General features: G+C 67.5%; 24 protein-coding genes and 1 tRNA gene. 11 read left to right on the forward strand and 14 right to left on the reverse strand.

All coding sequences use genetic code 11. From position 1 onward, the window contains the following. Window positions 1-1,194 carry a glycosyltransferase gene (locus ACRYJK_RS05395; RefSeq protein WP_482666520.1) on the forward strand — a complete coding sequence of 398 codons (1,194 nt, stop codon included), beginning with the start codon at window positions 1-3 and terminating at the stop codon, window positions 1,192-1,194. On the opposite strand, the gene mmsB is transcribed toward ACRYJK_RS05395, so the two are convergent. The 3 genes from mmsB to ACRYJK_RS05410 form a co-directional block, all read right to left on the reverse strand. After that, on the reverse strand, window positions 1,175-2,038 hold the full coding sequence (gene mmsB / locus ACRYJK_RS05400) for a 3-hydroxyisobutyrate dehydrogenase (RefSeq protein ID WP_482666521.1): 864 nt from the start codon (window positions 2,036-2,038) through the stop codon (window positions 1,175-1,177). The genes ACRYJK_RS05395 and mmsB overlap by 20 nt on opposite strands. 16 nt (window positions 2,039-2,054) lie before the next feature. After that, a complete protein-coding gene (locus tag ACRYJK_RS05405) occupies window positions 2,055-3,590 on the reverse strand; it encodes a CoA-acylating methylmalonate-semialdehyde dehydrogenase (protein WP_482666522.1) in 1,536 nt (511 codons plus the stop codon). Between the two features lie 226 nt (window positions 3,591-3,816). Then, window positions 3,817-4,500, reverse strand: coding sequence for a DUF937 domain-containing protein (locus ACRYJK_RS05410; protein ID WP_482666523.1), 684 nt, complete (start codon window positions 4,498-4,500; stop codon window positions 3,817-3,819). A 142-nt stretch (window positions 4,501-4,642) separates the two neighbouring features. On the opposite strand from ACRYJK_RS05410, the gene ACRYJK_RS05415 reads away from it, so the two are divergent. Next, complete coding sequence (locus ACRYJK_RS05415) at window positions 4,643-5,023, forward strand: DUF3597 domain-containing protein (protein ID WP_482666524.1); 381 nt, start codon at window positions 4,643-4,645, stop codon at window positions 5,021-5,023. A gap of 53 nt (window positions 5,024-5,076) precedes the next feature. Here ACRYJK_RS05415 and ACRYJK_RS05420 read toward each other — a convergent pair whose 3' ends face one another. Both ACRYJK_RS05420 and ACRYJK_RS05425 read right to left on the reverse strand, forming a co-directional pair. Further along, a complete protein-coding gene (locus ACRYJK_RS05420) occupies window positions 5,077-5,604 on the reverse strand; it encodes a GNAT family N-acetyltransferase (protein WP_482666525.1) in 528 nt (175 codons plus the stop codon). A gap of 8 nt (window positions 5,605-5,612) precedes the next feature. After that, window positions 5,613-7,199 carry a phosphoenolpyruvate carboxykinase gene (locus ACRYJK_RS05425; RefSeq protein WP_482666526.1) on the reverse strand — a complete coding sequence of 529 codons (1,587 nt, stop codon included), beginning with the start codon at window positions 7,197-7,199 and terminating at the stop codon, window positions 5,613-5,615. 224 nt (window positions 7,200-7,423) lie between these two features. Between ACRYJK_RS05425 and ACRYJK_RS05430 the strand changes: the two genes are divergently transcribed. Genes ACRYJK_RS05430 through ACRYJK_RS05455 form a run of 6 tightly spaced genes read left to right on the forward strand, consistent with a single transcriptional unit; the run spans window position 7,424 to window position 11,127 of the window. Further along, window positions 7,424-7,861 (forward strand): HPr kinase/phosphorylase, encoded by a 438-nt coding sequence (locus tag ACRYJK_RS05430; RefSeq protein ID WP_482666527.1) that lies wholly within the window; start codon window positions 7,424-7,426, stop codon window positions 7,859-7,861. 9 nt (window positions 7,862-7,870) lie between these two features. Next, window positions 7,871-8,830: an RNase adapter RapZ gene (rapZ, locus tag ACRYJK_RS05435; RefSeq protein WP_482666528.1), complete on the forward strand. Its 960-nt coding sequence runs from the start codon at window positions 7,871-7,873 to the stop codon at window positions 8,828-8,830. Between the two features lie 12 nt (window positions 8,831-8,842). Beyond that, window positions 8,843-9,268 carry a PTS sugar transporter subunit IIA gene (locus ACRYJK_RS05440; protein WP_482666529.1) on the forward strand — a complete coding sequence of 142 codons (426 nt, stop codon included), beginning with the start codon at window positions 8,843-8,845 and terminating at the stop codon, window positions 9,266-9,268. After that, the gene (locus tag ACRYJK_RS05445) at window positions 9,265-9,540 is read left to right on the forward strand and encodes an HPr family phosphocarrier protein (protein ID WP_482666530.1); all 276 of its coding nucleotides are present in this window, start codon (window positions 9,265-9,267) and stop codon (window positions 9,538-9,540) included. The genes ACRYJK_RS05440 and ACRYJK_RS05445 overlap by 4 nt, the downstream gene beginning before the upstream one ends. 4 nt (window positions 9,541-9,544) lie before the next feature. After that, a complete protein-coding gene (locus ACRYJK_RS05450) occupies window positions 9,545-10,372 on the forward strand; it encodes a TrmH family RNA methyltransferase (RefSeq protein ID WP_482666531.1) in 828 nt (275 codons plus the stop codon). A 26-nt stretch (window positions 10,373-10,398) separates the two neighbouring features. Further along, complete coding sequence (locus ACRYJK_RS05455) at window positions 10,399-11,127, forward strand: META domain-containing protein (RefSeq protein ID WP_482666532.1); 729 nt, start codon at window positions 10,399-10,401, stop codon at window positions 11,125-11,127. A 6-nt stretch (window positions 11,128-11,133) separates the two neighbouring features. Here ACRYJK_RS05455 and ACRYJK_RS05460 read toward each other — a convergent pair whose 3' ends face one another. From ACRYJK_RS05460 to yajC, 4 genes are read right to left on the reverse strand one after another with little or no spacing between them, the layout of a single operon-like run. Then, window positions 11,134-12,543, reverse strand: coding sequence for a DNA recombination protein RmuC (locus ACRYJK_RS05460; protein WP_482666533.1), 1,410 nt, complete (start codon window positions 12,541-12,543; stop codon window positions 11,134-11,136). Window positions 12,544-12,594: 51 nt separating this feature from the next. After that, window positions 12,595-13,572: a protein translocase subunit SecF gene (gene secF / locus ACRYJK_RS05465; RefSeq protein WP_482666534.1), complete on the reverse strand. Its 978-nt coding sequence runs from the start codon at window positions 13,570-13,572 to the stop codon at window positions 12,595-12,597. Between the two features lie 13 nt (window positions 13,573-13,585). Continuing rightward, window positions 13,586-15,190 (reverse strand): protein translocase subunit SecD, encoded by a 1,605-nt coding sequence (secD, locus tag ACRYJK_RS05470; protein WP_482666535.1) that lies wholly within the window; start codon window positions 15,188-15,190, stop codon window positions 13,586-13,588. Between the two features lie 52 nt (window positions 15,191-15,242). Beyond that, entirely contained in the window at window positions 15,243-15,581 is a 339-nt protein-coding gene (yajC, locus tag ACRYJK_RS05475; protein WP_482666536.1) for a preprotein translocase subunit YajC, read from the reverse strand. A 226-nt stretch (window positions 15,582-15,807) separates the two neighbouring features. Between yajC and ACRYJK_RS05480 the strand changes: the two genes are divergently transcribed. From ACRYJK_RS05480 to ACRYJK_RS05490, 3 genes are all read left to right on the forward strand, one after another. Continuing rightward, window positions 15,808-15,884: transfer RNA gene (locus tag ACRYJK_RS05480), tRNA-Pro, on the forward strand. A 109-nt stretch (window positions 15,885-15,993) separates the two neighbouring features. Next, complete coding sequence (locus ACRYJK_RS05485; protein WP_482666537.1) at window positions 15,994-16,752, forward strand: histidine phosphatase family protein; 759 nt, start codon at window positions 15,994-15,996, stop codon at window positions 16,750-16,752. Next, window positions 16,745-17,638 carry an NAD(P)H-hydrate dehydratase gene (locus tag ACRYJK_RS05490; RefSeq protein ID WP_482666538.1) on the forward strand — a complete coding sequence of 298 codons (894 nt, stop codon included), beginning with the start codon at window positions 16,745-16,747 and terminating at the stop codon, window positions 17,636-17,638. Before ACRYJK_RS05485 ends, ACRYJK_RS05490 begins: the two co-directional genes overlap by 8 nt. Window positions 17,639-17,661: 23 nt before the next feature. Here the strand turns inward: ACRYJK_RS05490 and ACRYJK_RS05495 are convergent, their stop codons facing one another. From ACRYJK_RS05495 to ACRYJK_RS05515, 5 genes are all read right to left on the reverse strand, one after another. Beyond that, window positions 17,662-18,522: a CheR family methyltransferase gene (locus ACRYJK_RS05495; RefSeq protein ID WP_482666539.1), complete on the reverse strand. Its 861-nt coding sequence runs from the start codon at window positions 18,520-18,522 to the stop codon at window positions 17,662-17,664. Further along, the gene (locus ACRYJK_RS05500; RefSeq protein WP_482666540.1) at window positions 18,519-19,625 is read right to left on the reverse strand and encodes a chemotaxis protein CheB; all 1,107 of its coding nucleotides are present in this window, start codon (window positions 19,623-19,625) and stop codon (window positions 18,519-18,521) included. The genes ACRYJK_RS05495 and ACRYJK_RS05500 overlap by 4 nt, the downstream gene beginning before the upstream one ends. A gap of 2 nt (window positions 19,626-19,627) precedes the next feature. Next, a complete protein-coding gene (locus ACRYJK_RS05505) occupies window positions 19,628-19,993 on the reverse strand; it encodes a response regulator (protein ID WP_482666541.1) in 366 nt (121 codons plus the stop codon). Between the two features lie 75 nt (window positions 19,994-20,068). Beyond that, window positions 20,069-20,509 (reverse strand): chemotaxis protein CheW, encoded by a 441-nt coding sequence (locus tag ACRYJK_RS05510; RefSeq protein WP_482666542.1) that lies wholly within the window; start codon window positions 20,507-20,509, stop codon window positions 20,069-20,071. Beyond that, entirely contained in the window at window positions 20,506-22,581 is a 2,076-nt protein-coding gene (locus tag ACRYJK_RS05515; protein ID WP_482666543.1) for a chemotaxis protein CheA, read from the reverse strand. Before ACRYJK_RS05515 ends, ACRYJK_RS05510 begins: the two co-directional genes overlap by 4 nt. Between the last annotated feature and the right edge of the window lie 20 nt (window positions 22,582-22,601).

The raw sequence follows: 22,601 nt of genomic DNA on the forward strand, positions 1-22,601 counted from the left end.
ATGCGCGTTCTGCAACTCACCTCGCTCTTCCCGACCCCGTCACGTCCCAACTTCGGGATTTTTGTGGCGCGATCGACCCAGGCGCTCGCCAGACAGCCCGGAGTCGAGGTCGAGGTGATCGCACCGGTGGCGCGGCCGCCGTGGCCACTCTCCCTGCTCGCCCACTATCGCACCACGGCGGAGCCTGGCGTCGACCGCTTGGATGAAACCATCATGGTTCACCGTCCAAGTTTCACGACGCTCCCCCGCATCGCGCGCTTCGATGCTGCGGCGATGGCCCGCGCGGCGCTCCCGATCGCTCGCCAGATTGCCCGCGAACGCGGCATCGACGTCATCACCGCCGGTTTTTTCCATCCCGATGCCGCGGCGGCTGCGACGGTCGCCCGACACCTGGGGTTGCCGTTTACCGCGACCGCGCGGGGGAGCGACATCATGTTTTGGCGACGGCGACCCCCTATCCTCGCGCAAATGCTGGACGCGGCGCATCGCGCCGAACGCATCTTCGCGGTCAGCGCCAGCCTCGCCGAGCACATGACCAAGCTCGGGTTTCCCGCGAAGAAGATCGTCGTCCGCTACACCGGTCTTGATACGTCGCGCTTCAACGCCGCGGGGCGGGACGAGGCGCGGCGGCGGCTCGACATCGGCCCCGGACCTGCGCTGTTGACGGTGGGGGCGCTGATCCCGCTGAAGGGCCACGCGATCGTGCTGGAAGCTCTTCCGACGCTGCGCGAGCGTTTGCCCGCCTTGCGCTGGTTCGTCGCAGGCGCGGGCTCCGAGCTGGCAGCGCTGCAACGCCGCGCTCGCGAACTCGGGGTCGACGAAGCCGTCACCTTCCTCGGTGGGCTCGCGCATGGAGATGTGCCAGCCTGGTTAAAGGCGGCGGACCTGATGGTCCTCCCGACCGAACGCGAGGGTCTCGCGAACGTATGGGTGGAGGCGCTCGGTTGCGGAACGCGCGTGGTGACCACCGACATCCCGTCGGCCCGCGAGGCGGTCGAACGGGCCGAAGACGGCGCGCTCGTCAAACGCGAGCCGGCTGCACTCGCCGCGGCCATCGAAGCGCTGCTGGATCAGCCCCACGACCCCGCCCGCCTGGCGGCTCGAACGCACGCCCGCTTCAACTGGGACGACCACGGCGCTGCGTTGGCCGCGCAACTCCGCGCGGTCGCCGGCCTCAGCGATAGCGGCGAATGATCGAGGAGAAGTCGAGCGAACCGTCGATCGCTTCGTAAAGCTCGGTCGCGCGTTCCCCCATCGGCACTTCCGCGCCAACACTCTGCGCCGCCTCCATCGCCAGCCGCATGTCCTTGAGCATCAGCGCCGCAGCAAATCCGCCCTGATAGTCGCGGTCGGCAGGGCTGTCGGGGCCGACGCCGGGCATCGGGCAGTAGCTGGTGAGCGACCAGCTCTGACCCGAGGACACGCTCGCGATGTCGTAGAAGCGCGCCGGGTCCAGCCCGAGCTTCTCCGCCAGGGCGAACGCTTCGGCGGTGGCGGCCATGGTCGCACCGAGGATCATGTTGTTGCAGATCTTGGCCGCCTGTCCCGCCCCATTGGCGCCGGCATGAATGACCGCCTTGCCCATCGCGGCGAGGATCGGCTCGGCGCGCGCGAAGCCGTCATCGCTGCCGCCGACCATGAAGGTCAGCGTGCCGGCGTTCGCCGCCGCAATACCGCCGGAGACGGGGGCGTCGACCGCCTCCAGACCTGCATCGCGGGCGCGATCTGCATTGGCGCGCGCGGTCGCGACGTCGATGGTCGAACAGTCGATCAGCAGCGTCGACGGCGCCACATGGGGGATCACCGACTCGGCATAAACCTGCGCCACGTGGCGTCCGGCCGGCAGCATCGTCACGATGGCGTCGACGTCCCGGACCGCCGCGGCGGCATCCGGCGCGGCCTTGCAGCCGGCCCCGACCGCACGTTCCAGAGCGCCGCGATCGAGATCGAACGCGCGCACATCATGTCCCGCCTTGGCGAGGTTCGCGGCCATGCCGCCGCCCATGTTGCCGAGGCCGATGAATGCGATGCTGGCCATGACCCGCCCTTCCCTGTCAGCGCATGGTGGGGATGACGAACGCATCCCCTGAAAGGCGCGCGGGGCCGCCATCTTCGGCGACGGTGCACATGGCGCTGTCATCGCCCGGCCAGCGCTGCGTCACCGTCTTGACCTTGGTCCAGAAGCGCACCCCCTCCATGCCGTGCTGGTTGACGTCACCGAATGCGGAACGCTTCCAGCCGCCGAAGCTGTGATAGGCGACCGGCACGGGGATCGGCACATTGATGCCGACCATGCCGACGTTCACACGCGCGGCGAAGTCGCGCGCGGCGTGGCCGTTGCGCGTGAAAATCGCGACGCCATTGCCATACTGATGCTCGCTCGGCAGGCGCAGAGCGGCCTCGAAATCGGGAACGCGGACGATCTGCAGCACCGGGCCGAAGATTTCCTCCTGATAGCTTTTCATCTGCGGCGTTACGCGATCGATCAGCGTCGGGCCGACAAAGAAGCCCTGCTCGTGACCCTGCAGCGTGAAGCCGCGACCATCGATGACGATCTCCGCGCCCTCATCGGCGGCGGTCTGAATCCAGCCTTCGACCTTGGCCTTGTGCGCGGCGGTGACGACCGGGCCATAGTGCGCGTCAGCGTCGGTCGAGACGCCCACGCGGAGCCCCTCGATGGCAGGGATCAACTTTTCGCGCAGGCGGTCGGCGGTGGCGTCGCCCACCGGCACCACCACCGGCAGCGCCATGCAACGCTCCCCCGCCGAGCCGAACGCGGCGCCGGCGAGGTCGTTGACCACCTGGTCGAGGTCGGCATCGGGCATGACAATGCCGTGATTCTTGGCCCCGCCCATCGCCTGCACGCGCTTCCCCGCCGCGACGCCGCGGTTATAGACATAATGCGCGATGTCGGACGAACCGACGAAGCTCACTGCGCCGATGGCGGGGTGGTCGAGGATGGCGTCGACCATCTCCTTGTCGCCGTGGACCACCTGGCAGATGCCTTCGGGCAGGCCGGCTTCGAGCAAGATTTCCGCGAGCTTGACCGGCAGCGACGGATCGCGTTCCGACGGCTTGATGATGAAGGCGTTGCCGCAGGCGATCGCGACACCGCTCATCCATAGCGGGATCATCGCGGGGAAGTTGAACGGGGTGATGCCCGCCCCGATGCCGATCGGCTGGCGCATCGAATAAACGTCGATGCCGGGTCCCGCGCCCTGCGTATATTCGCCCTTCAGCGCGTGCGGGATGCCGCAGGCGAATTCGATCACCTCCAGCCCGCGCTGAATGTCGCCCTTGGAGTCGGCGATGACCTTGCCATGTTCGCTGGAGAGGAGACGGGCGAGCTCGTCCATCCGAGCTTCGACCAGCTCCTTGAAGCGGAACATGACGCGTGCGCGGCGTTGCGGATTGGTTGCCGCCCATTCGGGCTGCGCGGCCTGCGCGGCGGCGACGGCGCGATCGAGAACCGCCTTGTCGCCGAGCGCCACACGCGCCTGAACCGACCCCGCATTTGGATCGAAAACGTCACCATGACGGGCGGCTGGGGCGCTGGCGCCGCCGACAATGAGGTGGTCGATCTGCCGCACGTGTCGTTACTCCTGAAACTGTCCGCCTCGAGCCCTAGCGTCACACCCCCGTAGCGCCAAGATGCGGGCGGGCGAGTTACATCGCCCGCCCGCTTCAAAGGTCGGTGTCATCCGTTCTTGATGAGCGATGCAACGCTGACCGCAACCATCAACGCCATCACGACCAGCCACAGCCGTGATTGCAGCGCCTCATGGCGCGCCCTTTTCTCCGGGTCCGGGAACGGCGTCAGCGCCGACCTCCCATCATGCCGCCGAGGATCTGGGTCAGCGGGTTGTTCGATCCGCCGGCGATGCCGCCCAGAATATCGCCGAGACCGCCCATTCCGCCGGCCGGCGCCTGCTGCTGCAGCGGGCGGCCACCGCCCATCGCAGCGCCGATCACCTGGCCGAGGATGCCGCCCAGACCGCCGCCCGCTGCCGCGCCGGGCAAGCCGCCACCCATGCCGCCGCCGGCACCGCCGCCCAGCACATTGCCGAGGGCTCCGCCAAGACCGCCGCCCTGGCCGTCACGACCGCGCGTGGCGAGATAACCGCCGACGAGCATGGCGACGACCGGCAGCAGCTTGCGCAACGTCGCCGGATCGATCCCCGTCTGCCCCGCCGCATGGTCGGCGACCTGTCGGCTCACGTCCTTCGTGCCGAAAATCCCGCCGAGGAGGTTGTTGCCCTGGACGACGTTGGTGGGCTGATCGCCGACGACCGATTCAGCGAGCATCGGCCCGCCCATGCCGCCGAGCATGGCCTCGATGGCGCCCGCGCCGCCGCCGGTTTCGGCCTGACGCTGAAAGCCGCCAAGGATCGCCGGAAGCAGCGCCGCCGCGCCGGTCGAAGCGGTCTGCTGGTCGATCCCGAGCTCGCGCGCGGCTGAACTGAGTGCGCCGGACTGTGCCAGCATCGAAGCGATATCCATGAATGAAGGCTCCCCGAAAAAGCAGCGCCGGCACGAACCCTTTCGCGCCGACGGCGTTATCGCAGTGGAAGCGCCGGGCGGTTCAGTTTGTTCCTTTGGACTCCGCGCGCCGTTGGGCCCTGAAGGGCGATAGGGAGGCGAAATGAATATTTTCTCGAGCATCAAAAATGCGATCTTCGGCCGTCGCGACGAGGCGAACGCGCAGGCGGCGAACCCTGCCACGACGACGACCACCACCACAGCCGCCGCACCGGTGCAGGAAGAGGAAGTCGACGTCGCTGCGGTTCTCGAAGCCAAGGCGCAGGCCAAGGGCGGCAACCTCAACTGGCAGAATTCTATCGTCGACCTGATGAAGACGCTCGACATGGATTCGAGCCTCGATAACCGCAAGGCGCTGGCGCAGGAGCTGGGTTACCAGGGGCCGCTCGACGGCAGCGCTGACATGAACACCCGCCTGCATCGCGCGGTGATGAAGGCGCTGTCGGTCAACGGTGGCAAGGTTCCGCCGCAGATGATGGACTGAGCCAGCACCGTAGAACGTTGGGAGGGGCGTCGCGACACCGCGGCGCCCTTTTCTTATTTGGCGGAGGGCAGAGTCTTGCTGAGGACGACGAATGCGAGATCGTCTCGGCGCGGTCGTCCGAAACGTTCGTCACCATAGGGAAAGGGTTCACGATCGCCTGTCCGGCGATAGCCCTTACGCTCGTACCAGCCGATCAGCTTTTCGCGCTGTGCGATGACGGTCATCCGGCACTCAGTGAAGCCCCGGTCGATTGCCGCCCATTCGGCCGCCGTCAGCAATCTCGCCCCGACGCCCGCGCCCTGCCGGTCGGGCGCGACGGTCACCATGCCGATATACGCATAGCCGTCGCGAGGCTCGATCGCGACGCACCCCACCATTTCGGGGCCATCCTCCAGGACAATGATGCGATTGGCGTCGTTCGCCAGCAGGTCGCGCAGCATCGTCTCATCGATGCGCTGCCCGTCAAGCAGATCCGCCTCGTGCGTCCAACCCACGCGCGCGCTGTCACCGCGATACGCGGACTGCACGAGCGCTACCAGCGCGGGGAGGTCGGCGGCGGTCGCGTCGCGCACCGCCGCCATCGCGCCGGTCAGGCCGCCACCCGCGGCGCGGCTTCACGCACACCCGCATCGACATGGTCCGCAAACTGCGCGAAGTTGGCGACGAACTGATCGGCCAGCTTCTTCGCCGTCGCGTCATAGGCCGCCGAGTCGGACCAGGTCGAACGCGGATCAAGGATTTTGCTGTCGACGCCAGGCACCGACACCGGGACCTTCAGACCGAAGATCGGGTCGGTGCGGAATTCGGCCCGCGCGAGGCTGCCGTCGAGCGCAGCATTGAGCAACGCGCGCGTCGCCTTGATCGGCATGCGGCTGCCCGTGCCGTAGCTGCCGCCGGTCCAGCCCGTGTTGACCAGCCAGCAGGTCACCCCGCCGCGCGCGATACGCTCCTTGAGGAGGTTGCCATAGACGCTCGGGTGGCGCGGCATGAACGGCGCACCGAAACAGGTCGAGAAGGTCGCCGTCGGTTCGGTGACGCCGATCTCAGTTCCCGCCACGCGCGCGGTGTAGCCCGACAGGAAATGATACATTGCCTGCTCGGGCGTCATCTGCGCGATCGGCGGCAGCACGCCGTAAGCGTCGGCGGTGAGCATGATGATCGTGCGCGGAACCGGGCCCATATTGTCCGCGCTGGCGTTCGGAATGAACTCCACCGGGTACGCGCCGCGGCTGTTTTCTGCGAGGCTCGCGTCGTCGAGGTCGATCTCGCGCGTGACCGGATCGATTACGACATTCTCGAGCACGGTGCCGAAACGCTTCGTCGTCGCAAAGATTTCGGGCTCCGCCTCGGCCGACAGGCGAATCATCTTGGCGTAGCAGCCACCCTCGAAATTGAAGACCGCGGTGTCCGACCAGCCGTGCTCGTCGTCACCGATCAGCGTGCGGCTGGCATCGGCGCTGAGCGTGGTCTTGCCGGTGCCGCTGAGGCCGAAGAACACCGCCGTGTCGCCATCGGGGCCGATATTGGCCGAACAATGCATCGGCATGATGCCCTGCTCCGGCAGCAGATAGTTGAGGAGGCCGAACACCGACTTCTTCATCTCACCAGCATAGGCGGTTCCGCCGATCAGGATGAGCTTTTCCATAAAGTTGACCGCGATCACCGTTTCGCTGCGGCAGCCGTGACGCGCGGGGTCCGCGCGGAAGCTCGGCAGGTCGATGATGGTATATTCGGGCGTGAAGGCAGCGAGCTGCTCGCGCGTCGGCCGCACCAGCATCGTCCGGATGAACTGGTTGTGCCAGGCGAGTTCGTTGATGACCGTCACGTTGACCCGGTGCTCGGGCTGCGACCCGCCGAACAGGTCCGCAACGAACAACGTCTCCTTGTCCGCCAGCGCCTTGAGGAAGTCCGCCTTGAGCGCCGCGAAATGCTCGGGGCTCATGGCCTGGTTCACCTTGCCCCACCACACCGTGTTCTCGGTCTCGGCATCGCGAACAATATATTTGTCCTGCGCCGACCGCCCAGTATGCGCACCCGTCGCGACGACGATCGGACCATCCTTGGCGATGACGCCCTCGCCGCGCTCTATCGCGTGTTCGACCAGCGCCGGGGTCGACAGGTTGCGGTGAACCGTCGCGCGCGTCTCCACCTCAGTGCCACCAATCGAAAGGGTCATCGTCGCGCTCGCCTTCTTCAGTTGTTGCGCCGTTGGCCCGTGCCTCCCCAAGGGGAGGCCGGGCGGAACAGCCACGCCGGTCACGATCGCGCACGCCGGACGGCGGGCCGCGTAATGGGGCTCCCCCCTAAATAATGTGCCGTCACGGGTCAAACCTCGCTGACGGGCCTGCCTCCCCCGCCCGACCGCTTGCGGCGCGCGTCGGGCTTTGCTTGAGACGCCCGATGGACGACGAACCGCCCGCCCATATCCACGGCAGCGCAGTGCTGTGCGGCGACCGCGCGGTGCTGATCGTCGGGCCGCCGGGTAGCGGCAAAAGCGAACTCGCGTGGGCGCTGATCCGTGACAGCGCACGGCTCATCGGCGACGACGCGCTCGTGATCGACTTGTCGCCGCCCTTCCCCACCGTGTCATCCGCTCACACCGGAAGCCCGCGTCTGTGGCTCGCCGGACTCGGCGCGATCGACCTTCCCTGCGCCGCGGGCGCGCATCCGATCGCGTTGGTCGTAGAATGTGCGCCGGGCTACCGTCCCGATCGCACCGGGATCGACATCGACATCGCCACGGTCGCGAACCGGCGCCTGCCTGCGTTTCGAATTGACCCGTTTCTCTCTGCGGCGGTGGATCGGATCGCACTGGCGGTCGAACGCTGGGGGCTCTAGGACGCAGCCATGACGGCACCTGATCCGGGATCGCCCGCCGCGGTCGCCCCCTCCAGCGCTGCGCCGCGCATCCTCTTGGTGACCGGCATGTCCGGCGCCGGCGCATCGACGGCGCTGCGCGCACTGCAGGACATGGGATGGGAGACGGTCGACAATCTCCCCATCAGTTTGCTCGACCCGCTGCTGCAGACGCCGAACCTTGCCGAAGACGGGGCGCTGGACCGCCCGCTCGCCATCGGCATCGACGCCCGCACCCGCGGCTTCTCCGCCGAAAGCGTGCTCGCCACCATCACCGCCTTGCGGGAGCGCGGCGATGTCGAGGTCGAAACGCTGTTTCTCGACTGTTCCGGCGCGGAACTGGAGCGGCGCTTCTCGGAAACCCGACGTCGCCACCCGCTGGCGCTCGACCGACCCGCGTCGGATGGCATCGCGCGCGAGCGTGAAATGCTCGAACCGTTGCGGCGCTGGGCGTTCGCGATCATCGACACGACCCATTACACCGCGCCCGAACTGACGCAGGATCTGCGGCGGCGCTTCACCCCGGGCGCCCGACCAGGTCTGACGGTGACGGTGATGAGCTTTGGCTTTGCCCGCGGCCTGCCGCGCAATGCCGACCTCGTCTTCGACATGCGTTTCCTGCGCAATCCCTACTGGGACCCCGAACTGCGGCCCAAGACGGGACGCGATGCGGAGGTTGCGGCCTACGTCCGGGCCGACCCTGCGTATGAAGAGATCGTCGCCCGCATCGAAGGGCTGCTGACGGCGATGCTGCCGCGCTATGCGGAGGAAGGGCGGAGTTATCTGACGATCGCCATCGGCTGCACCGGGGGGCGCCACCGGTCGGTGCATGTGGCGGAGCGCATCGCGGGGACCATGACGGGCATCGGTTTCGCCCCGTCGCTCATCCACCGCGACCTCGATCGGACGCAGCCGCAACCGAGCCTTGAGACGACCGGCGTCTCGGCCTAAAGGGCCGCTTCCATGCCCGTTCCTCCCCCACCCGCCATTGGCCTGGTGCTCGTCACCCATGGCCGACTTGCCGAAGAATTCCGCGTCGCGATGGAGCATGTGGTCGGACCGCAGCGATCGATCGCCTGCGTCTGCATCGGCCCCAACGACGATATGGAGCAGCGCCGCAGCGAAATTGCGGATGCGATCGCGACGGTGCGCGGACCGGGCGGCACCATCCTGCTGACCGACCTGTTCGGCGGCACGCCGTCCAACCTGTCAATCTCGATGCTCGAGCCGGGTGCGGTCGAGGTCATCGCCGGCGTCAACCTGCCCATGCTGATCCGGCTCGATTCCGCGCGTCGCAGCATGAACATCACCGATGCCGTGCGTGCCGCTCGGGAGGCGGGACAGAAATATATCTCGGTTGCTTCCGAACTGTTGAGCTCGATCGCGTGAGCGCGAGCGAGACCGTCGAAATCTCCAACCTCCGCGGGCTGCACGCGCGCGCCAGCGCGAAATTCGTCAATCACGTCGCGGCGCTTCCCCCGGGCCTTCGTGTCGAGGTCGAAAAGGACGGTCACCGCGTGGCGGGAACGTCGATCATGGGGCTGATGATGCTGGGGGCCGCGCGCGGGGACACCATCACCATCCATGTGGACGGTGAAGGCGCAGAGGCCGCCTTGCTGAAACTCGCCGGGCTGGTCCGCGACCGCTTTGGCGAGGACTGACCCGGTGGAGCCGCCACCGCTGCGCCGGATCGACAGCGTGGCCAACCCGTTGGTGAAGGCGGCGCGAAGTCTGCGCGACAAGAAACATCGCCGCGGTACGGGGCTGTTCCTTGCCGAAGGACTGAGGATCGCGACCGAAGCGCGCGAACAGGGGGTGTTGCCGGTCCAGCTCTTTATCGGGGACCACGCCGACCGTCATCCCCTGATCGACGCCCTCATCGACGAAACCCGAGCCGCGGGGGGAGACCCCATCGTCGCCAGCCGCGACGTGCTGGCAAAGCTGTCGGGCAAGGACAATCCGCAGAGCGTCGTTGGCATCTATCGCGAACGATGGGCCGCTCTCGAACAGCTCGACCGCACGCGCGCGCCGATCTGGTTCGTCGCGCAGGCGATGCGCGACCCGGGCAATCTCGGCACCTTGCTTCGCACCGGCGATGCGGTCGGGGCCGGCGGCGTGATCCTGATCGACGACTGCGTCGACCCCTTTTCGGTGGAAACCGTCCGCGCCAGCATGGGGGCACTGTTCACACAGGCGATCACGCACAGCGACTGGGATGGCTTTCTCGGCTGGCTCCGGCGGGGCGCCGGCCAGCTGATCGGCACCAGTCTCGCACCGGGCACCGTCGACTATCGCGACGCCGCCTATGCATCGCCATGCTTCGTCCTGGTCGGTAACGAGGCGCGCGGACTGCCGTCGAGTTATGAGGACGCCTGCGACATGCGCGTGCGCATCCCAATGCGAGGGCGCGCCGACAGTCTGAACGCGTCGGTCGCGGCGGCCGTCACCGCCTATCGCGTGGCGGACATTCTCGAACGAACGCGCGTTGGGTGATCGACTTAACTTACGACGAGACGTCCATGTCCAAGTTGATCTTGCGCCTGGCCCTGCTGTCGCTGCCCGCTTTCGCAGCCGGGGCTTGCGCCTACCCTTCGCCGCAGTCGGCAGAGGCTCCCTCCCCGGCGCGCCCGCCGGTGACCGCACAGGGCGCCTATCTGGCGGTCGGGACCGAACCGTTCTGGACGCTGGAGATTACTCCCAGCCACATGACCTTCAACGAAATGAACGGTCGCAATGTCCGAACGCCGACCCCGCGTGTGATCCACGGCTTCGCAGGCGAGATTTACAATGGCCGCGATCTCTCCGTAAACATCGTCCATGCGGATTGCAGCGACGGGATGAGCGACCGTGTGTATCCCGACCGAGTGCAGGTGACGGCCAAGGGCCGGCAGTACGAGGGGTGCGGCGGGGAGCCGATCACGCTGCAGGAGCGCGCGTGGCGCATTCGCAGCATCGACGGCGGTACGGTCCCGGGCAATGCCGACGTGGCGACCGTGCGGTTTGACGGGTCGCGCCTTTCCGCGACCGTGGGCTGCAATCGCATGAGCGCGCCTTATACGCTGCAACGCGGTCGCCTCGTCGCCGGCGCAGTGGCGTCAACCCGAATGGGATGCCCCGACGCTCTCGCCAGGCTAGAGTCGCGGTTCGGCGCGATCATGGCGGAGCCGCTGGCGGTCAGGGGCACGTCGTCGGGCGGCTACACGCTGCAGAACGGCATCGGCCGCATCGAATTGTCGCGCGCGGAATAGACGCGTTCAGCTCGTGAGGTCGACCAGTTCGGTTGGCGAGGAGTCCGTGCTCGCTGCGAGCTTGGTCAGCGGGCGCGCCGTCTGTTCACAGCCAGTGCTGAGCGGGATTTCCTTGCCCCCGGTCTCGATGTCCAGAGCTTCGAACCGGCGCGCCTGCGTCAGCACCTGACTTTCGAAGCTGCCGACAAACTGGTTGTAGCGCGACACGGCCTGGTCGAGGCTGCCGCCGAGCTTCGACAGGTGGCCGCCCATCGTGACCATCCGCGCATAGAGGTCCTTGCCGAGCGTGCCGATCTCGCGCGCCTGACCGGCCAGTTTTTCCTGTCGCCATACCCCGGCAACGGTGCGCGCAATGGCGACGAGGTTAGTCGGCGTCGCCAGCAGGACGCGCTTCTGAAAGGCGATGTCCCACAATCCGGGCTCCGCCTCCAAGGCGGCGGCAAGGAAATGTTCGCCGGGGATGAACATGATGACGAAGTCGGGCGCGTCGTCGAACTGGTCCTGATAGGCCTTGCCGCCGAGCGTCGTCACATGCGCCTTGATGTCGGTCGCGTGCCGCGCGAGGTGCGCTGCACGTTCATGATCGGGCGCGCCGTGTGCATCCTGGTAGGCGTTGAGCGAGACCTTGGCGTCGATCACCAGCGTCCGCCCGCCGGGCACGCGCACCACCGCATCTGGGCGCAGACGACCGCCCTCCCCCTCGACGCTGACCTCGGTCGAAAAGTCGACATGTTCGGCGAGGCCACAATGCTCGAGCACATTGCGCAGCTGCTGCTCCCCCCAGCGCCCCCGCGCCTTGGGGGCGTTGCGCAGCGAGTTCATGAGGTTGCTCGCGCTCTCGCGCACCGCCTCCTGACCCCGCCGCATATCGTGCATCAGCGCGTGGAGGCTGCCGTAGCTTTCGCGTCGTTCGGCCTCGACCTTGGCAACCGCATCCTCATAGGCCTTGAGCCGGTCGTGGACGGGCGCGACCAGCGCCTTCAACTGCTCGCCCGCTGCCGCTTCCGACGCCGCGAAGCGTTCGCCAGCCTTGTCTAGAAACTGCGCCTGCGCTCGGTCGAGCAGGCGCGCGCCGACCTCCTGGAACTGCGCGGCGAGCGCGTCACGCGCCTGCGTCAGCGCCTCCACCTGCGCCGCGTGCGCACGTTCGCCGGCGTGGAGCTGCGAGCGCAACCGCTCAAGCTCCAGCGCATGCCCTTCCCGCTCGCGGCTGGCGGTCTCAAGATCGCGCACCGCGGCGCGCCAGCGATCGGCATGCGCGTCGCGATCGCTTTTCAAGGCATCGCGTTCAGCGCCGAGCGCGGCCGCCTCGCGGGCCGCATTGGCGCCAGCGCGCGAGCCCAGTAGCCAGCCGATCAGCGCCGCCCCGCCACCGATGGCAATGAGCAGAACGAAGTGCGCGGCGGTCAGTGTCATCCGCGGAACATCGCGGGAACGACGGACGCCGTCAAGCGCCCGTCGTCACCCTCACACCACCGCGCCGGCGTGCGGATCGGCGGGAGCGGCGGGCTTCGCGGCCTTGTCGTCGACGGCGACAAAGCTGTCGGGGCCAACCTTCAGCCAGACGAGGATGGCGCAGGCGATGTAGATCGAGGAATAGGTGCCGATCAGAATGCCCAGCAGCATCGCAGCGGTGAAGCCAAAAATCACCGGCGGGCCGATCAGCAGCAGCGCCGCGAGCGCTGCGATCATGGTCAGGCTGGTCATCACCGTGCGCGACAGCGTTTCGTTGACGCTGAGGTCGAGCAGCTCGATGATCCCCATCCTTCGATACTTGCGCAGATTCTCGCGCACGCGGTCGTAAACGACGATGGTGTCGTTGAGCGAATAGCCGACGATGGTCAGCAGCGCGGCGATGACGTTGAGGTCGAATTCAAGCTGAGTCAGCGCAAAAAAGCCGAAGGTCAGCGCGACGTCATGAAACAGCGAAAACAGCGCGCCGACGCCGAACTGCCATTCGAACCGGAACCAGATGTAGATCGAAATCGCCAGCATCGCGAGCGCGAGGCTGATAGCGCCGGTGCGGAACAGCTCGTTCGACACCTTGGGGCTGACGGTCTGGACGCCGCCGGTCTGAGCGGTTGGAAACGCCTGGCGGATGCCCGCCACGAGCCGTTCGCCTGCCGCGTTACTCGCCGCTTCGCCGCCCTCGGGCACCGCGGTACGGATTGAGACGACGTTCGACGTGCCGAACTGCTGGATGACCGGGTCGCCCAGACCAATCGCCGCGACTCTCTGACGGACCTGATCGATTGGCGGCACACCTTGCGGAAAGGTCACCTGCACCGACTGTCCGCCAGCGAAGTCGATCCCGACGTTAAGGCCCCGCACCGCGACCAGCGCGATGGAGCCCAGGATCATCAGGATGCTGACCGCCATGGCGATCGTCCGCCACTTCAGAAAGCCGATGTTGGTGTTGTCGGGGACAAGTTTGAGAAGGCGCATATCCGTCAGCCCGTCAGATCGTCAGCGCAGCGGGGCGCTGCTTGCGCAGGTAGCGCGCGACCATCAGCCGCGTCACGGTGACCGCGGTGAATACCGAGGTGACGATGCCGATGGTCAGCACCACAGCAAAGCCCTTGATCGGGCCGGTACCGAAAAAGAACATCAGCGCTGCGGCAATGACGTTGGTGATGTTCGCGTCGAAAATCGCGCGGCTCGCTTCCTGATAGCCGGTTTCGACGGCGGACACGACCTTGCGCCCGCGCCGAAGTTCCTCGCGGATGCGTTCGTTGATGAGCACGTTGGCATCGACCGCCGCGCCGATCGTCAGGACGAACCCGGCGATCCCCGGCAGCGTAAGCGTCGCGCCCATGATCGCCATCGCGGCGATAACCAGGAAGATGTTCGCGACCAGCGCGATGTTCGCATACACTCCGAAGCGGCCGTACACGACGAGCATGAACACCAGCGTGAGCAGCGTCGCGATGATCGCCGCGATCGCGCCCGCACGGATCGAATCGGCGCCGAGTTCCGGCGTGACGGTCCGTTCCTCGACCACCGAAAGCTTGACCGGCAACGCGCCCGATCGCAGCGCAATCGCCAACTGGTTGGCGCTGTCGACGGTGAAGCTGCCCGAAATCTGCGCGGCGCCGCCGTTGATCGGTTCGTTGATCGTCGGCGCGGACAGGACCTTGCCGTCGATCAGCATGGCGAAGCGCTTGCCCGTGTTTTCGCGCGTGACACGCGAGAAGACGGTGGCGCCCTCACCATTGAACTGAATGTTGACCACCGGCTGGCCGCTCTGCTGATCAAAGCCCTGATTGGCGGCGGTAAGCTGGTCGCCGGAAATGATCGCCTGGCGCCCCACCACCTCGAAATTCGCACTGTCGGCATAGGGGGCGACGACATATCCGAGCGGCGGATTGCCCGCGGCGGCCGCTTCGCGCACGCCCGGGCCGTCATTGACCATGCGGAACTCGAGCCGCGCGGTCTGCCCGAGCAGATCCTTGAGCGCCTTCGGATCCTGCAGGCCCGGCACCTGCACCACGATGCGATCGTTGCCCTGCAACACGATGGTCGGCTCGCGCGTGCCGAGCGCGTTGACGCGACGCTCGACGACGCTGCGCGCCCCGGCCATAGCCTCGCCCACGAAGGTGTTGAATCCCGCCTGGGTCTGGGTGAGGACGAAACGATTGCCGTCGCGCACCTCGATATCCCAGGTTCGGCTGCCCGAAAGCCCGGCGCCGGTGGTCAACGGGTTCAGCCGCTCACGCACGGCGTCGATCTTGGTGGTGTCGCGGACGAGGAAGGACACGCTGTTGCCGGTGCGGGAGACGGCGCCAATCTCGATATCATCGGCGGCGCCCGCTTCGCCCCGCATCGCGGCACGGATCGAGCGCTCCATATTGTCGAGCCGCTGCGTGCGCACGTCGTTGACGTCCGCTTCGAGCATGATGTGGCTGCCGCCGGCAAGGTCGAGGCCGAGGTTGACGCGCGGTTGCATCCACGCCGGCAAGCCGCTCGTCCAGGCAGGGGGGACGAGGCTCGGCAGCGCAATGAGGAGGCCGGCAATCACGGTCCCGACGATCGCGAGGACCTTCCAGCGGGGGAAATCAAGCATGGCCGGACATTACTCGTGCGTTTCTTTCCAATGCAGCGGATCGCGCAAGGCGTCAGTCGTTGGCGGGCTTGGCAACCGGGCTGCGCACTTCGGAGATGGTCGCCTTGACCACCCGCACGCGCGTGTTCGCGGCGACTTCGACCTCAACTTCGTCGTCGGTCACCTTGGTCACCTTGCCGATGAGACCGCCGGCGGTGACGACGGTGTTGCCACGCGCGATGCTCGCGACCCGTGCCGCATGTTCGCGCATACGCCGTTGCTGCGGGCGGATCATGAGGAAATAGAACACCGCGAACATCAGGATCAGCGGCACGACGTTCAGCATGAAGGCGGCGAACCCTCCCCCGGCGGCGGGGGCGGCGGCAGCGGTGAAGATCGAGAGGGCGGACATCGATGTGGCCTTCGCAGCAAACGACGCGCTTACCGCCGTGCAATCGCTGCAACCGACGTCAGGCGCGTAAATGACGGATCGCCCGCATCGCCTATGCGCAATGCGGCACCAATGGCGGGGCGCCTAACAGCAAGCCCCCGAACGCGCAACGTCGACGCAGACACGGGCCAGCCCACGCACGCAGCTTGCAACCGCCCGCCCGACCGGCTAGCGGCGCGCCCACGGTCGGGACGTAGCGCAGCCTGGTAGCGCATCACACTGGGGGTGTGGGGGTCGCAGGTTCGAATCCTGTCGTCCCGACCAAATCTTCATCGTCATACCCCGAGGCTCGACCGGCCGACGCAACGCTTCCGTCCGGGCGGGGTTGTCGCCGCATGCAACCGACTATCGCTACCACCCGGAGCCCATTGTCATGACCCCGCGCTGGCCTTCGGTGCTGTGGGTCGTCCGCCACGGACAGAGCGCGGGCAATGTCGCGCGTGACGAAGCCCATGCGGCAGGCTCGCTGCGGATCGAGCTCACCCATCGCGACGTCGACGTGCCGCTGAGCGATCTCGGCCGCGAGCAGGCGACAGCACTCGGGCACTGGTTCTCGCAGCGCGACGAGCGGCCCGACGTCATGCTCGCCTCCCCCTATGTGCGGGCGCAGGAGACGGCCAAGCTGTTCCGCGCCGCGGGCGGCTGCCACCCCGACGAGCCGATCTGCATCGACGAGCGGCTGCGGGAAAAGGAGTTCGGGATCCTCGACGGGCTGACCACGCCCGGAGTGGCGGAGCTGCTGCCCGATCAGGCGGAGTTTCGCCGGTTGCTGGGCAAATTCTATCATCGCCCGCCGGGGGGCGAGAGCTGGTGCGATGTCATCTTCCGCCTGCGTTCGCTGCTGGACACGGTGTCGCTGCACTATGGCGGACGGCCGGTGATGATCGTCGCGCATCAGGTGGTTGTCCTCTGCCTGCGCTACATCATCGAGAATTTGAGCGAGGCGGAAATTCTCGCAATCGACCGCGAGGGCGACGTGCACAATTGCGGCGTGACCGAATATCGCTTCGACCCGGCAGCGGGGAAGGACGGCAACTTGAAGCTCAGCGCCTATAACGTCACCGCTCCCCTAGAGGCGGATGATACGGCGGTCACGTCGGCGCCCGACGTGATGGTGGCCGCGCGTGGCTGAGAGCGGGACGACGCCGCTCGACACGACCTGGCTGCGGCGGCACCCGCTGCCGGAGCACCCCGACGGCACCGACAAGAACAGTCGCGGCCGCGTTCTCGCGGTCGGCGGATCGCGGCTGGTGCCCGGCGGGCTGAAGCTCACCGGCGAAGCGGCGTTCCGCAGCGGGGCCGGAAAGGTCCAGTTCGCGACGATTGAGGCATGCGCCATCGCGCTCGGCATGGCCGTGCCCGAAGCGGGGATGATTGGGCTCGACGAGGGCGAGGACGGCGAGATTGCCGAGAGCGCTGCCGACCAGCTCGCGCGTGCCGTTAAGTCCTGCGACTGCCTCGTGCTCGGCCCGGGCATGGCCAAGCCGGAGCCGGCGCGGGCATTGTTGCGCGCCTTGCTGGCGGAACCGCGCGAGTGCCTGTCGGTGCTGCTCGATGCCGCTGCCATCGGTGCGGCCGCCGAGGAAGCGGCATTGCTGCGACCTTATGCCGAGCGGCTGGTGATCACCCCACACACGGGTGAGATGGCGGCGCTGCTCGGGGTCGAGGCGGATGCGATCGATGCGGACCGCGAAGGCCACGTGCGCGATGCGGCCGAGCGGTTCGGCGCGGTGGTGCTGCTGAAGGGAAGCTCGACGCTCTTGGCAACCCCCGATGGCGAACTGCTCGAATATGCGGGTGGCGGCGTCGGATTGGCGACCGGGGGCTCGGGCGACGTGCTGGCGGGGATCGTCGCGGGTCTGTTGGCGCGGGGACACTCCCCGCTCGAAGCGACCGCCTGGGGGGTGTGGCTGCACGGCGAAGCGGGCCGGCGATTGGCCGAACGCCACGGACCGATTGGGTTCCTCGCCCGGGAATTGTCGCCGCTCGTGCCCGGATTGATGCGCGGCGTCCTTTAAGGGGAGGCCGCCGCTTCGAGCGGTCAGGCCGCGCGCAGGTTCGACATTGGTCGGTCCGACGACTTTGCCCGCCGGTAAAAGCCGCGACAGTCGCCAGCGGGGACCAGCGGGGAGCGCTGCGATCCGTGATCGATCGTCGTCTCAACCGCGCCGAGCATCAGCAACCCGTCCGGTGACAGCGCGTCCGCCAAGCGGCCAAGCGCGAGCGAGCGCGATTGCGGCGTCAGATAATAGAGCAGGTTGCGACACAGGATCAGGTCGAACGGTCCGGGTGGCAGCGGGTCGGTGAGAAGATTGTGCTCCATGAAGCGCACCCGCTCGCGCAACACGCCGCGCAGCAGCCAATCCGACCCGTCCGGCTCGAACCAGTCGATCATCGCGCGCGCGGGCAGACCGCGCTGCACCTCGAAGTGTGAATAGCGCCCGGCTCGCGCAGCGGCGATCACCGACGGACTGATGTCGGTCGCGACGATGCGGACATCCCAGCCCGCCCACCGCGTGGGCGCGTCGGCGATCATCATCGCCAGCGAATAGGGCTCCTGCCCGGTGCTACATCCCGCACACCAGATCGACAGGCTCTTGCGCGCCTCCCGCGCGGTGCGCAGCAGCTCGAACGCGCAGCTGTCGATTTCGCGAAACGAATTGATGTCGCGGAAGAAGTAGGTCTCGTGGTTGATCATCGCGTCGATCACCTGGTCGATCAGGCGGCGATCGGACGAGCCGGCGAGTTCGACGACGAGCGCTTCGATCGAGGGGAGACCCCGCTCGCGCAGCAGCGGCTGCAACAGCGTGTCGATGCGTGCGATGCGATCCGGGCTGAGCGAATGGCCGGCACGCGCTTCGAGCAGTGCCGCCAGGATGCGGTGCGGCGCGCCGACGCTCATGCCGCGGCCCCATAGGCCTTGAGTGCGACCGATCGCGCGATGGCAATCCCGATGTCTTGCGGCGAAAGGCTCGCCTGGGCCAGCCCCGCCGCGACCACCGCCCCCGGCATGCCCCAGACGACAGAGCTCGCGGAATCCTGCGCGATCAATTGACCGCCGCTCGCGCGCAGGGACTGCGCGCCGATCAATCCATCCCGCCCCATGCCGGACAGGATCACGCCAAGCGTCGACGCGCCGTAGACGTGGCCCAGGCTCGCCAGCATCGGGTCCACGGAGGGCGTGATGCCGGTCGGCGCAGGTTGCCGGTCGAGGATGATGCGAACGCCACGAGTCGACTGCACCACGCGCAGATGCGATTCGCCATTGGCGACGTAGATCCGGTTCGGTTCGACCGGCATGGCATCGTCGGCAATCGCCACGTCCCGACCCGTCGCGCGGCTGAGCTGATCAGCGAAAAAACTTACGAAGCTTGCGGGTAGATGCTGGGTGACGAACAGCGGACACGCGAGGTCGCGGGGGAGTTCGGCCAGCACCGCGTGCAGCGCGGCAATCCCTCCGGTCGATCCACCGATGCCGATCGCGGAAAAGGGCTGGAGATGAGCCACTTCGCCGGCGGGCGGGTCGCGGACCGGAGCGGGCGCCACGACCGTCTCCGACAGCGCGAGCAGGCGGCTCGTCAAAATGGTCGAGAAGCTGCCGGCAAAGGTCGCGCCGCCGCCCGGTTTGAGCAAGGTTTCATGCGCGCCGCGCGCGAGCGCCTCCACCGCCATCGCGCCTTCCGAGGCGCAATTTGCGGACAGGATCAGGATCCGCATCGACGGCGCGGACCGGAGAAACGCGGGGATGGCATCCACCCCGTGCATGCCCGGCATTTCGAGATCGAGCAGCGCAACGTCGGCTTGCTCGCGTTCCAGAAAGCGCAGCGCATCCTCCGCGCGCGCGCAGCTCGCCACCACCTCGAACCGGCCGTCGGTCGCGAGAATACGCTCGAGAATCGACCGTACGACGATGCTGTCGTCGACCAGCATCACCCGCACCGGCGACCGTGGCGTCACGCGTGCGATGCGTCCGGAAGAGGGCGACGGCGCGACGGTGGCGGACATGATCAGCCGACGCCGACGATTTGCAGTTTGCGCTCCAGCGTTTCGCGGTCGAATGGCTTCATGACATATTCGTCCGCGCCATTTTCGATGGCCGCGCGGATGTGCGCCGTGCCGCTTTCGGTCGTGCAAAAGATGATCTTCGGCCGATGAACCGACGGCGCTTCGTTCAGCGCGCACAGGAATTCCATGCCGCCCATGACCGGCATATTCCAGTCGAGCAGGACGACGTCGAAGGCTTCCCGGCCGCACGCGTCGAGCGCGATGCTGCCGTCCTCGGCCTCCTCCACGTCATGACCGATGGTCTCGATGATGTGCCGCGCAACCTTGCGGATCACCTTGCTGTCATCGACGATCAGGCACTTTGCCATCGTCCAATCCTTCGTTGTGGGCGATCCCCCGATGCCCGAGCATCACGGGAGTAGCCGGAGAGCGTCACTCAAGCGTTAAGCCGCCGCAGCCGTCCCGGCGTTCGCGAGCGCAACAAACGCACCCGGGTCGACGACGAGGATGCTCTCCCCATCGACCTCTCCAAGCGACGGCTCGAGCGCGCGCCACGCCGGCGACAGGTTGCCGATGACCTTGCGCGGCGGCTTCAGCGCGCGCACGTCCTCCGCCCGGTCGAGCGCCAGCGCATAGCCGTGGCCGTCGTGGCTGGTGAGCGCCATATAGGGCGGAGGCGCAGCGCTGTTCTGGCCAACCATGCGGCGCGCGTCGAGCAGGGTCAGCACCCGGCTGCGGATGGGCACGAGGCCGATCACCTCCGCCTCCGCGCCGGGGACCGGCGTCACCTCCCACACCGGCACAACTGCCTCGATCGCGTCCGCGGGAAACGCGACGCGGTCCGTTCCGAGGTGGACGATCAGGTGCAGCCGGTCGTCGGTCATGCCACTCCCTCCGAAACAAGTGCGCGGTGCGCCGAAGCGACGATATGATCGGGGCTGAGCATCTCGACGATCTCTTCGCCGATCATGGCGATGCCCGTCCGCGCCGCATCGCCATCGCTGCCGAGGCGCGTCTCCAGCGACGTGATGGACCCCAGCTCGCGAGTGGCGAGGCCGGCAATGCGCTGCTGTTCGTCGCGAAGCAGGATCACCGTCAGCGTGGAGTGCGCGCCGGTGCGAGCGGCCGCATCGAACCCGCCGACGATCGGCACCAGCTCCCCATCGAATTGCAGCACCAGGCCATTGCCCACCCGCTGAGGCGGCGGGCCGTTATGCCGGACAAACCGTTCGACCGATCGCATCGGCAGCGCTTGCAGCATCTCCCCGCCGAGCGGTCGCAAGGTGATCCATTCGCTGACGATGCGGTCAGGGGCGGTCGGCGACGGCGACGCCTCGCGTCGCGGTTCGATCAACGTCCGCCGCACGATCGCCTCCACATCGAGCAGGAGCAGCGGCTGGCCGCTGTCGGGCAGGCTCATGCCGCGAAACAGGCCGCTGCGCGCGACCACCGGCGGCAGTGGTTTGATGACCAGCTCCTCGTGATCGAACACATCGTCCGCCTCCAGCGCGACCGTGCCACCGCCGGCGCGCACGATGAGGATGACGCGTTCATCAGCCGGCGTCGTGCTGGGCTGGAGATCGAGCACATCTTCGAGCGCCAGCAGCGGGTGCAGCTCGCCACGCACGCGCACCAATCCCGCTCCGCCGGCGACTTCGCGGTCGACCCCGTCGCCGGCCGCGAGCAGCACTTCGGCGATGGCGCCGCGGGGTATCGCAAAGCAGCGCTCGCCGACGGAAACGGCGAGCGCACCGACGATGGTCAGGGTGAGCGGCACCTCGAGTGCGACGGTCAGCCCTTCACCCGGCCGGTTGTCGAGGCTGACGTGACCGCCGAGCCGCTCGACGTTGGCCCGCACGACGTCCATTCCGACACCCCGCCCCGAGATGTCGCTGATGCGCTCGCGGGTGGACAGGCCGGGCAGAAAGATCAGCTCGTCGATGTTGCGTTCGGTCATCTGCGCCAATGCCGCGGCGTCGATCCGACCGTTGGCACGCGTCCGCTCGACCAGCGCGGCACGGTCGATCCCGCGCCCGTCGTCGCTGATCCGGATATAGATGCGATTGTGACTCGAGGTGGCGGCGATGGTCAGAACCGCGGCCATGTCCTTACCCGCGCCGACGCGGGCGGCGGGGTCCTCGATCCCGTGATCGAGCGCGTTGCGGACGAGATGGAGCAGCGGGTCGCGCAGCGCCTCGCCCATCTCGCGGTCGATCTCGACCTCTCCCCCGCTCACCTCGAGATGGACGCGTTTGTCGAGTTCGTCGGCGAGCTGGCGCACGAGCCGCGGGAGCGGCGCGAACAACTGCCGCAGCGGCACCATGCGCATCTTGCCGACGAGCGTGCGAACGTCGGCAAGTTGCTGCGAGATGCGGTCGAGCGCCATCATCGCCGCCGGGTCGGCGCTCAGCCCGCGCAGCTGCGCCATCGCATCGTTGCGCGCGAGAACGAGGTCGCTGACCGAACTCATCAGCGCATCGACGAGCTCCAGCGGGACACGCACCGACCGCCAGGCATCCGGCAACAGCGCGGCGGCATCGATGTCCGCCTCCGCCGTCGGACGCGCCTCGCCACCGCCCTGCCCGTCATGCGCGGCGGCAAGACGCTGCAGGAGCGCGGTGTCGTCGCCCGCCCCCTCGGTTCCATCGCTGGCGAGGTGCGCGGTAATGGCGCGAAGCTCGGCGACGGCGGCGAGCACGGCAGACACACCGGCGTGCCCCGCGACAACGCCACGATCGCGGCAGGCGGCGAGATAATCCTCCGCCGCGTGCGCGATGCGTCCGATCCGCGGGAGATCGAGGAAGCTGCTGCTCCCTTTAATGGTATGGATCGCACGAAAAATCCGGTCGAGCGCCGCCCGGTCGTCCGGCGCTTCTTCCCAGGTGACGAGGTCGCCGGCGACTTCCTCGGTCAGCTCGAGCGTTTCGCCGACAAATTCCCGCAGCAGTCCGTCCATCGCCAACCCACCTCGCCAGG

The sequence above is a fragment of the Sphingomonas sp. BLHR8 genome, from assembly GCF_056821725.1.

What these genes read in the sequence shown, in the direction of transcription:
- ACRYJK_RS05395 (WP_482666520.1), top strand. Translation starts at nt 1, where the DNA reads ATGCGCGTTCTGCAACTCACCTCGCTCTTCCCGACCCCGTCACGTCCC.
- mmsB (WP_482666521.1), bottom strand. Translation starts at nt 2,038, where the DNA reads ATGGCCAGCATCGCATTCATCGGCCTCGGCAACATGGGCGGCGGCATG.
- ACRYJK_RS05410 (WP_482666523.1), bottom strand. Translation starts at nt 4,500, where the DNA reads ATGGATATCGCTTCGATGCTGGCACAGTCCGGCGCACTCAGTTCAGCC.
- ACRYJK_RS05415 (WP_482666524.1), top strand. Translation starts at nt 4,643, where the DNA reads ATGAATATTTTCTCGAGCATCAAAAATGCGATCTTCGGCCGTCGCGAC.
- ACRYJK_RS05420 (WP_482666525.1), bottom strand. Translation starts at nt 5,604, where the DNA reads ATGGCGGCGGTGCGCGACGCGACCGCCGCCGACCTCCCCGCGCTGGTA.
- ACRYJK_RS05425 (WP_482666526.1), bottom strand. Translation starts at nt 7,199, where the DNA reads ATGACCCTTTCGATTGGTGGCACTGAGGTGGAGACGCGCGCGACGGTT.
- ACRYJK_RS05430 (WP_482666527.1), top strand. Translation starts at nt 7,424, where the DNA reads ATGGACGACGAACCGCCCGCCCATATCCACGGCAGCGCAGTGCTGTGC.
- rapZ (WP_482666528.1), top strand. Translation starts at nt 7,871, where the DNA reads ATGACGGCACCTGATCCGGGATCGCCCGCCGCGGTCGCCCCCTCCAGC.
- ACRYJK_RS05440 (WP_482666529.1), top strand. Translation starts at nt 8,843, where the DNA reads ATGCCCGTTCCTCCCCCACCCGCCATTGGCCTGGTGCTCGTCACCCAT.
- ACRYJK_RS05455 (WP_482666532.1), top strand. Translation starts at nt 10,399, where the DNA reads ATGTCCAAGTTGATCTTGCGCCTGGCCCTGCTGTCGCTGCCCGCTTTC.
- ACRYJK_RS05460 (WP_482666533.1), bottom strand. Translation starts at nt 12,543, where the DNA reads ATGACACTGACCGCCGCGCACTTCGTTCTGCTCATTGCCATCGGTGGC.
- secF (WP_482666534.1), bottom strand. Translation starts at nt 13,572, where the DNA reads ATGCGCCTTCTCAAACTTGTCCCCGACAACACCAACATCGGCTTTCTG.
- secD (WP_482666535.1), bottom strand. Translation starts at nt 15,190, where the DNA reads ATGCTTGATTTCCCCCGCTGGAAGGTCCTCGCGATCGTCGGGACCGTG.
- yajC (WP_482666536.1), bottom strand. Translation starts at nt 15,581, where the DNA reads ATGTCCGCCCTCTCGATCTTCACCGCTGCCGCCGCCCCCGCCGCCGGG.
- ACRYJK_RS05485 (WP_482666537.1), top strand. Translation starts at nt 15,994, where the DNA reads ATGACCCCGCGCTGGCCTTCGGTGCTGTGGGTCGTCCGCCACGGACAG.
- ACRYJK_RS05495 (WP_482666539.1), bottom strand. Translation starts at nt 18,522, where the DNA reads ATGAGCGTCGGCGCGCCGCACCGCATCCTGGCGGCACTGCTCGAAGCG.
- ACRYJK_RS05500 (WP_482666540.1), bottom strand. Translation starts at nt 19,625, where the DNA reads ATGTCCGCCACCGTCGCGCCGTCGCCCTCTTCCGGACGCATCGCACGC.
- ACRYJK_RS05505 (WP_482666541.1), bottom strand. Translation starts at nt 19,993, where the DNA reads ATGGCAAAGTGCCTGATCGTCGATGACAGCAAGGTGATCCGCAAGGTT.
- ACRYJK_RS05510 (WP_482666542.1), bottom strand. Translation starts at nt 20,509, where the DNA reads ATGACCGACGACCGGCTGCACCTGATCGTCCACCTCGGAACGGACCGC.
- ACRYJK_RS05515 (WP_482666543.1), bottom strand. Translation starts at nt 22,581, where the DNA reads ATGGACGGACTGCTGCGGGAATTTGTCGGCGAAACGCTCGAGCTGACC.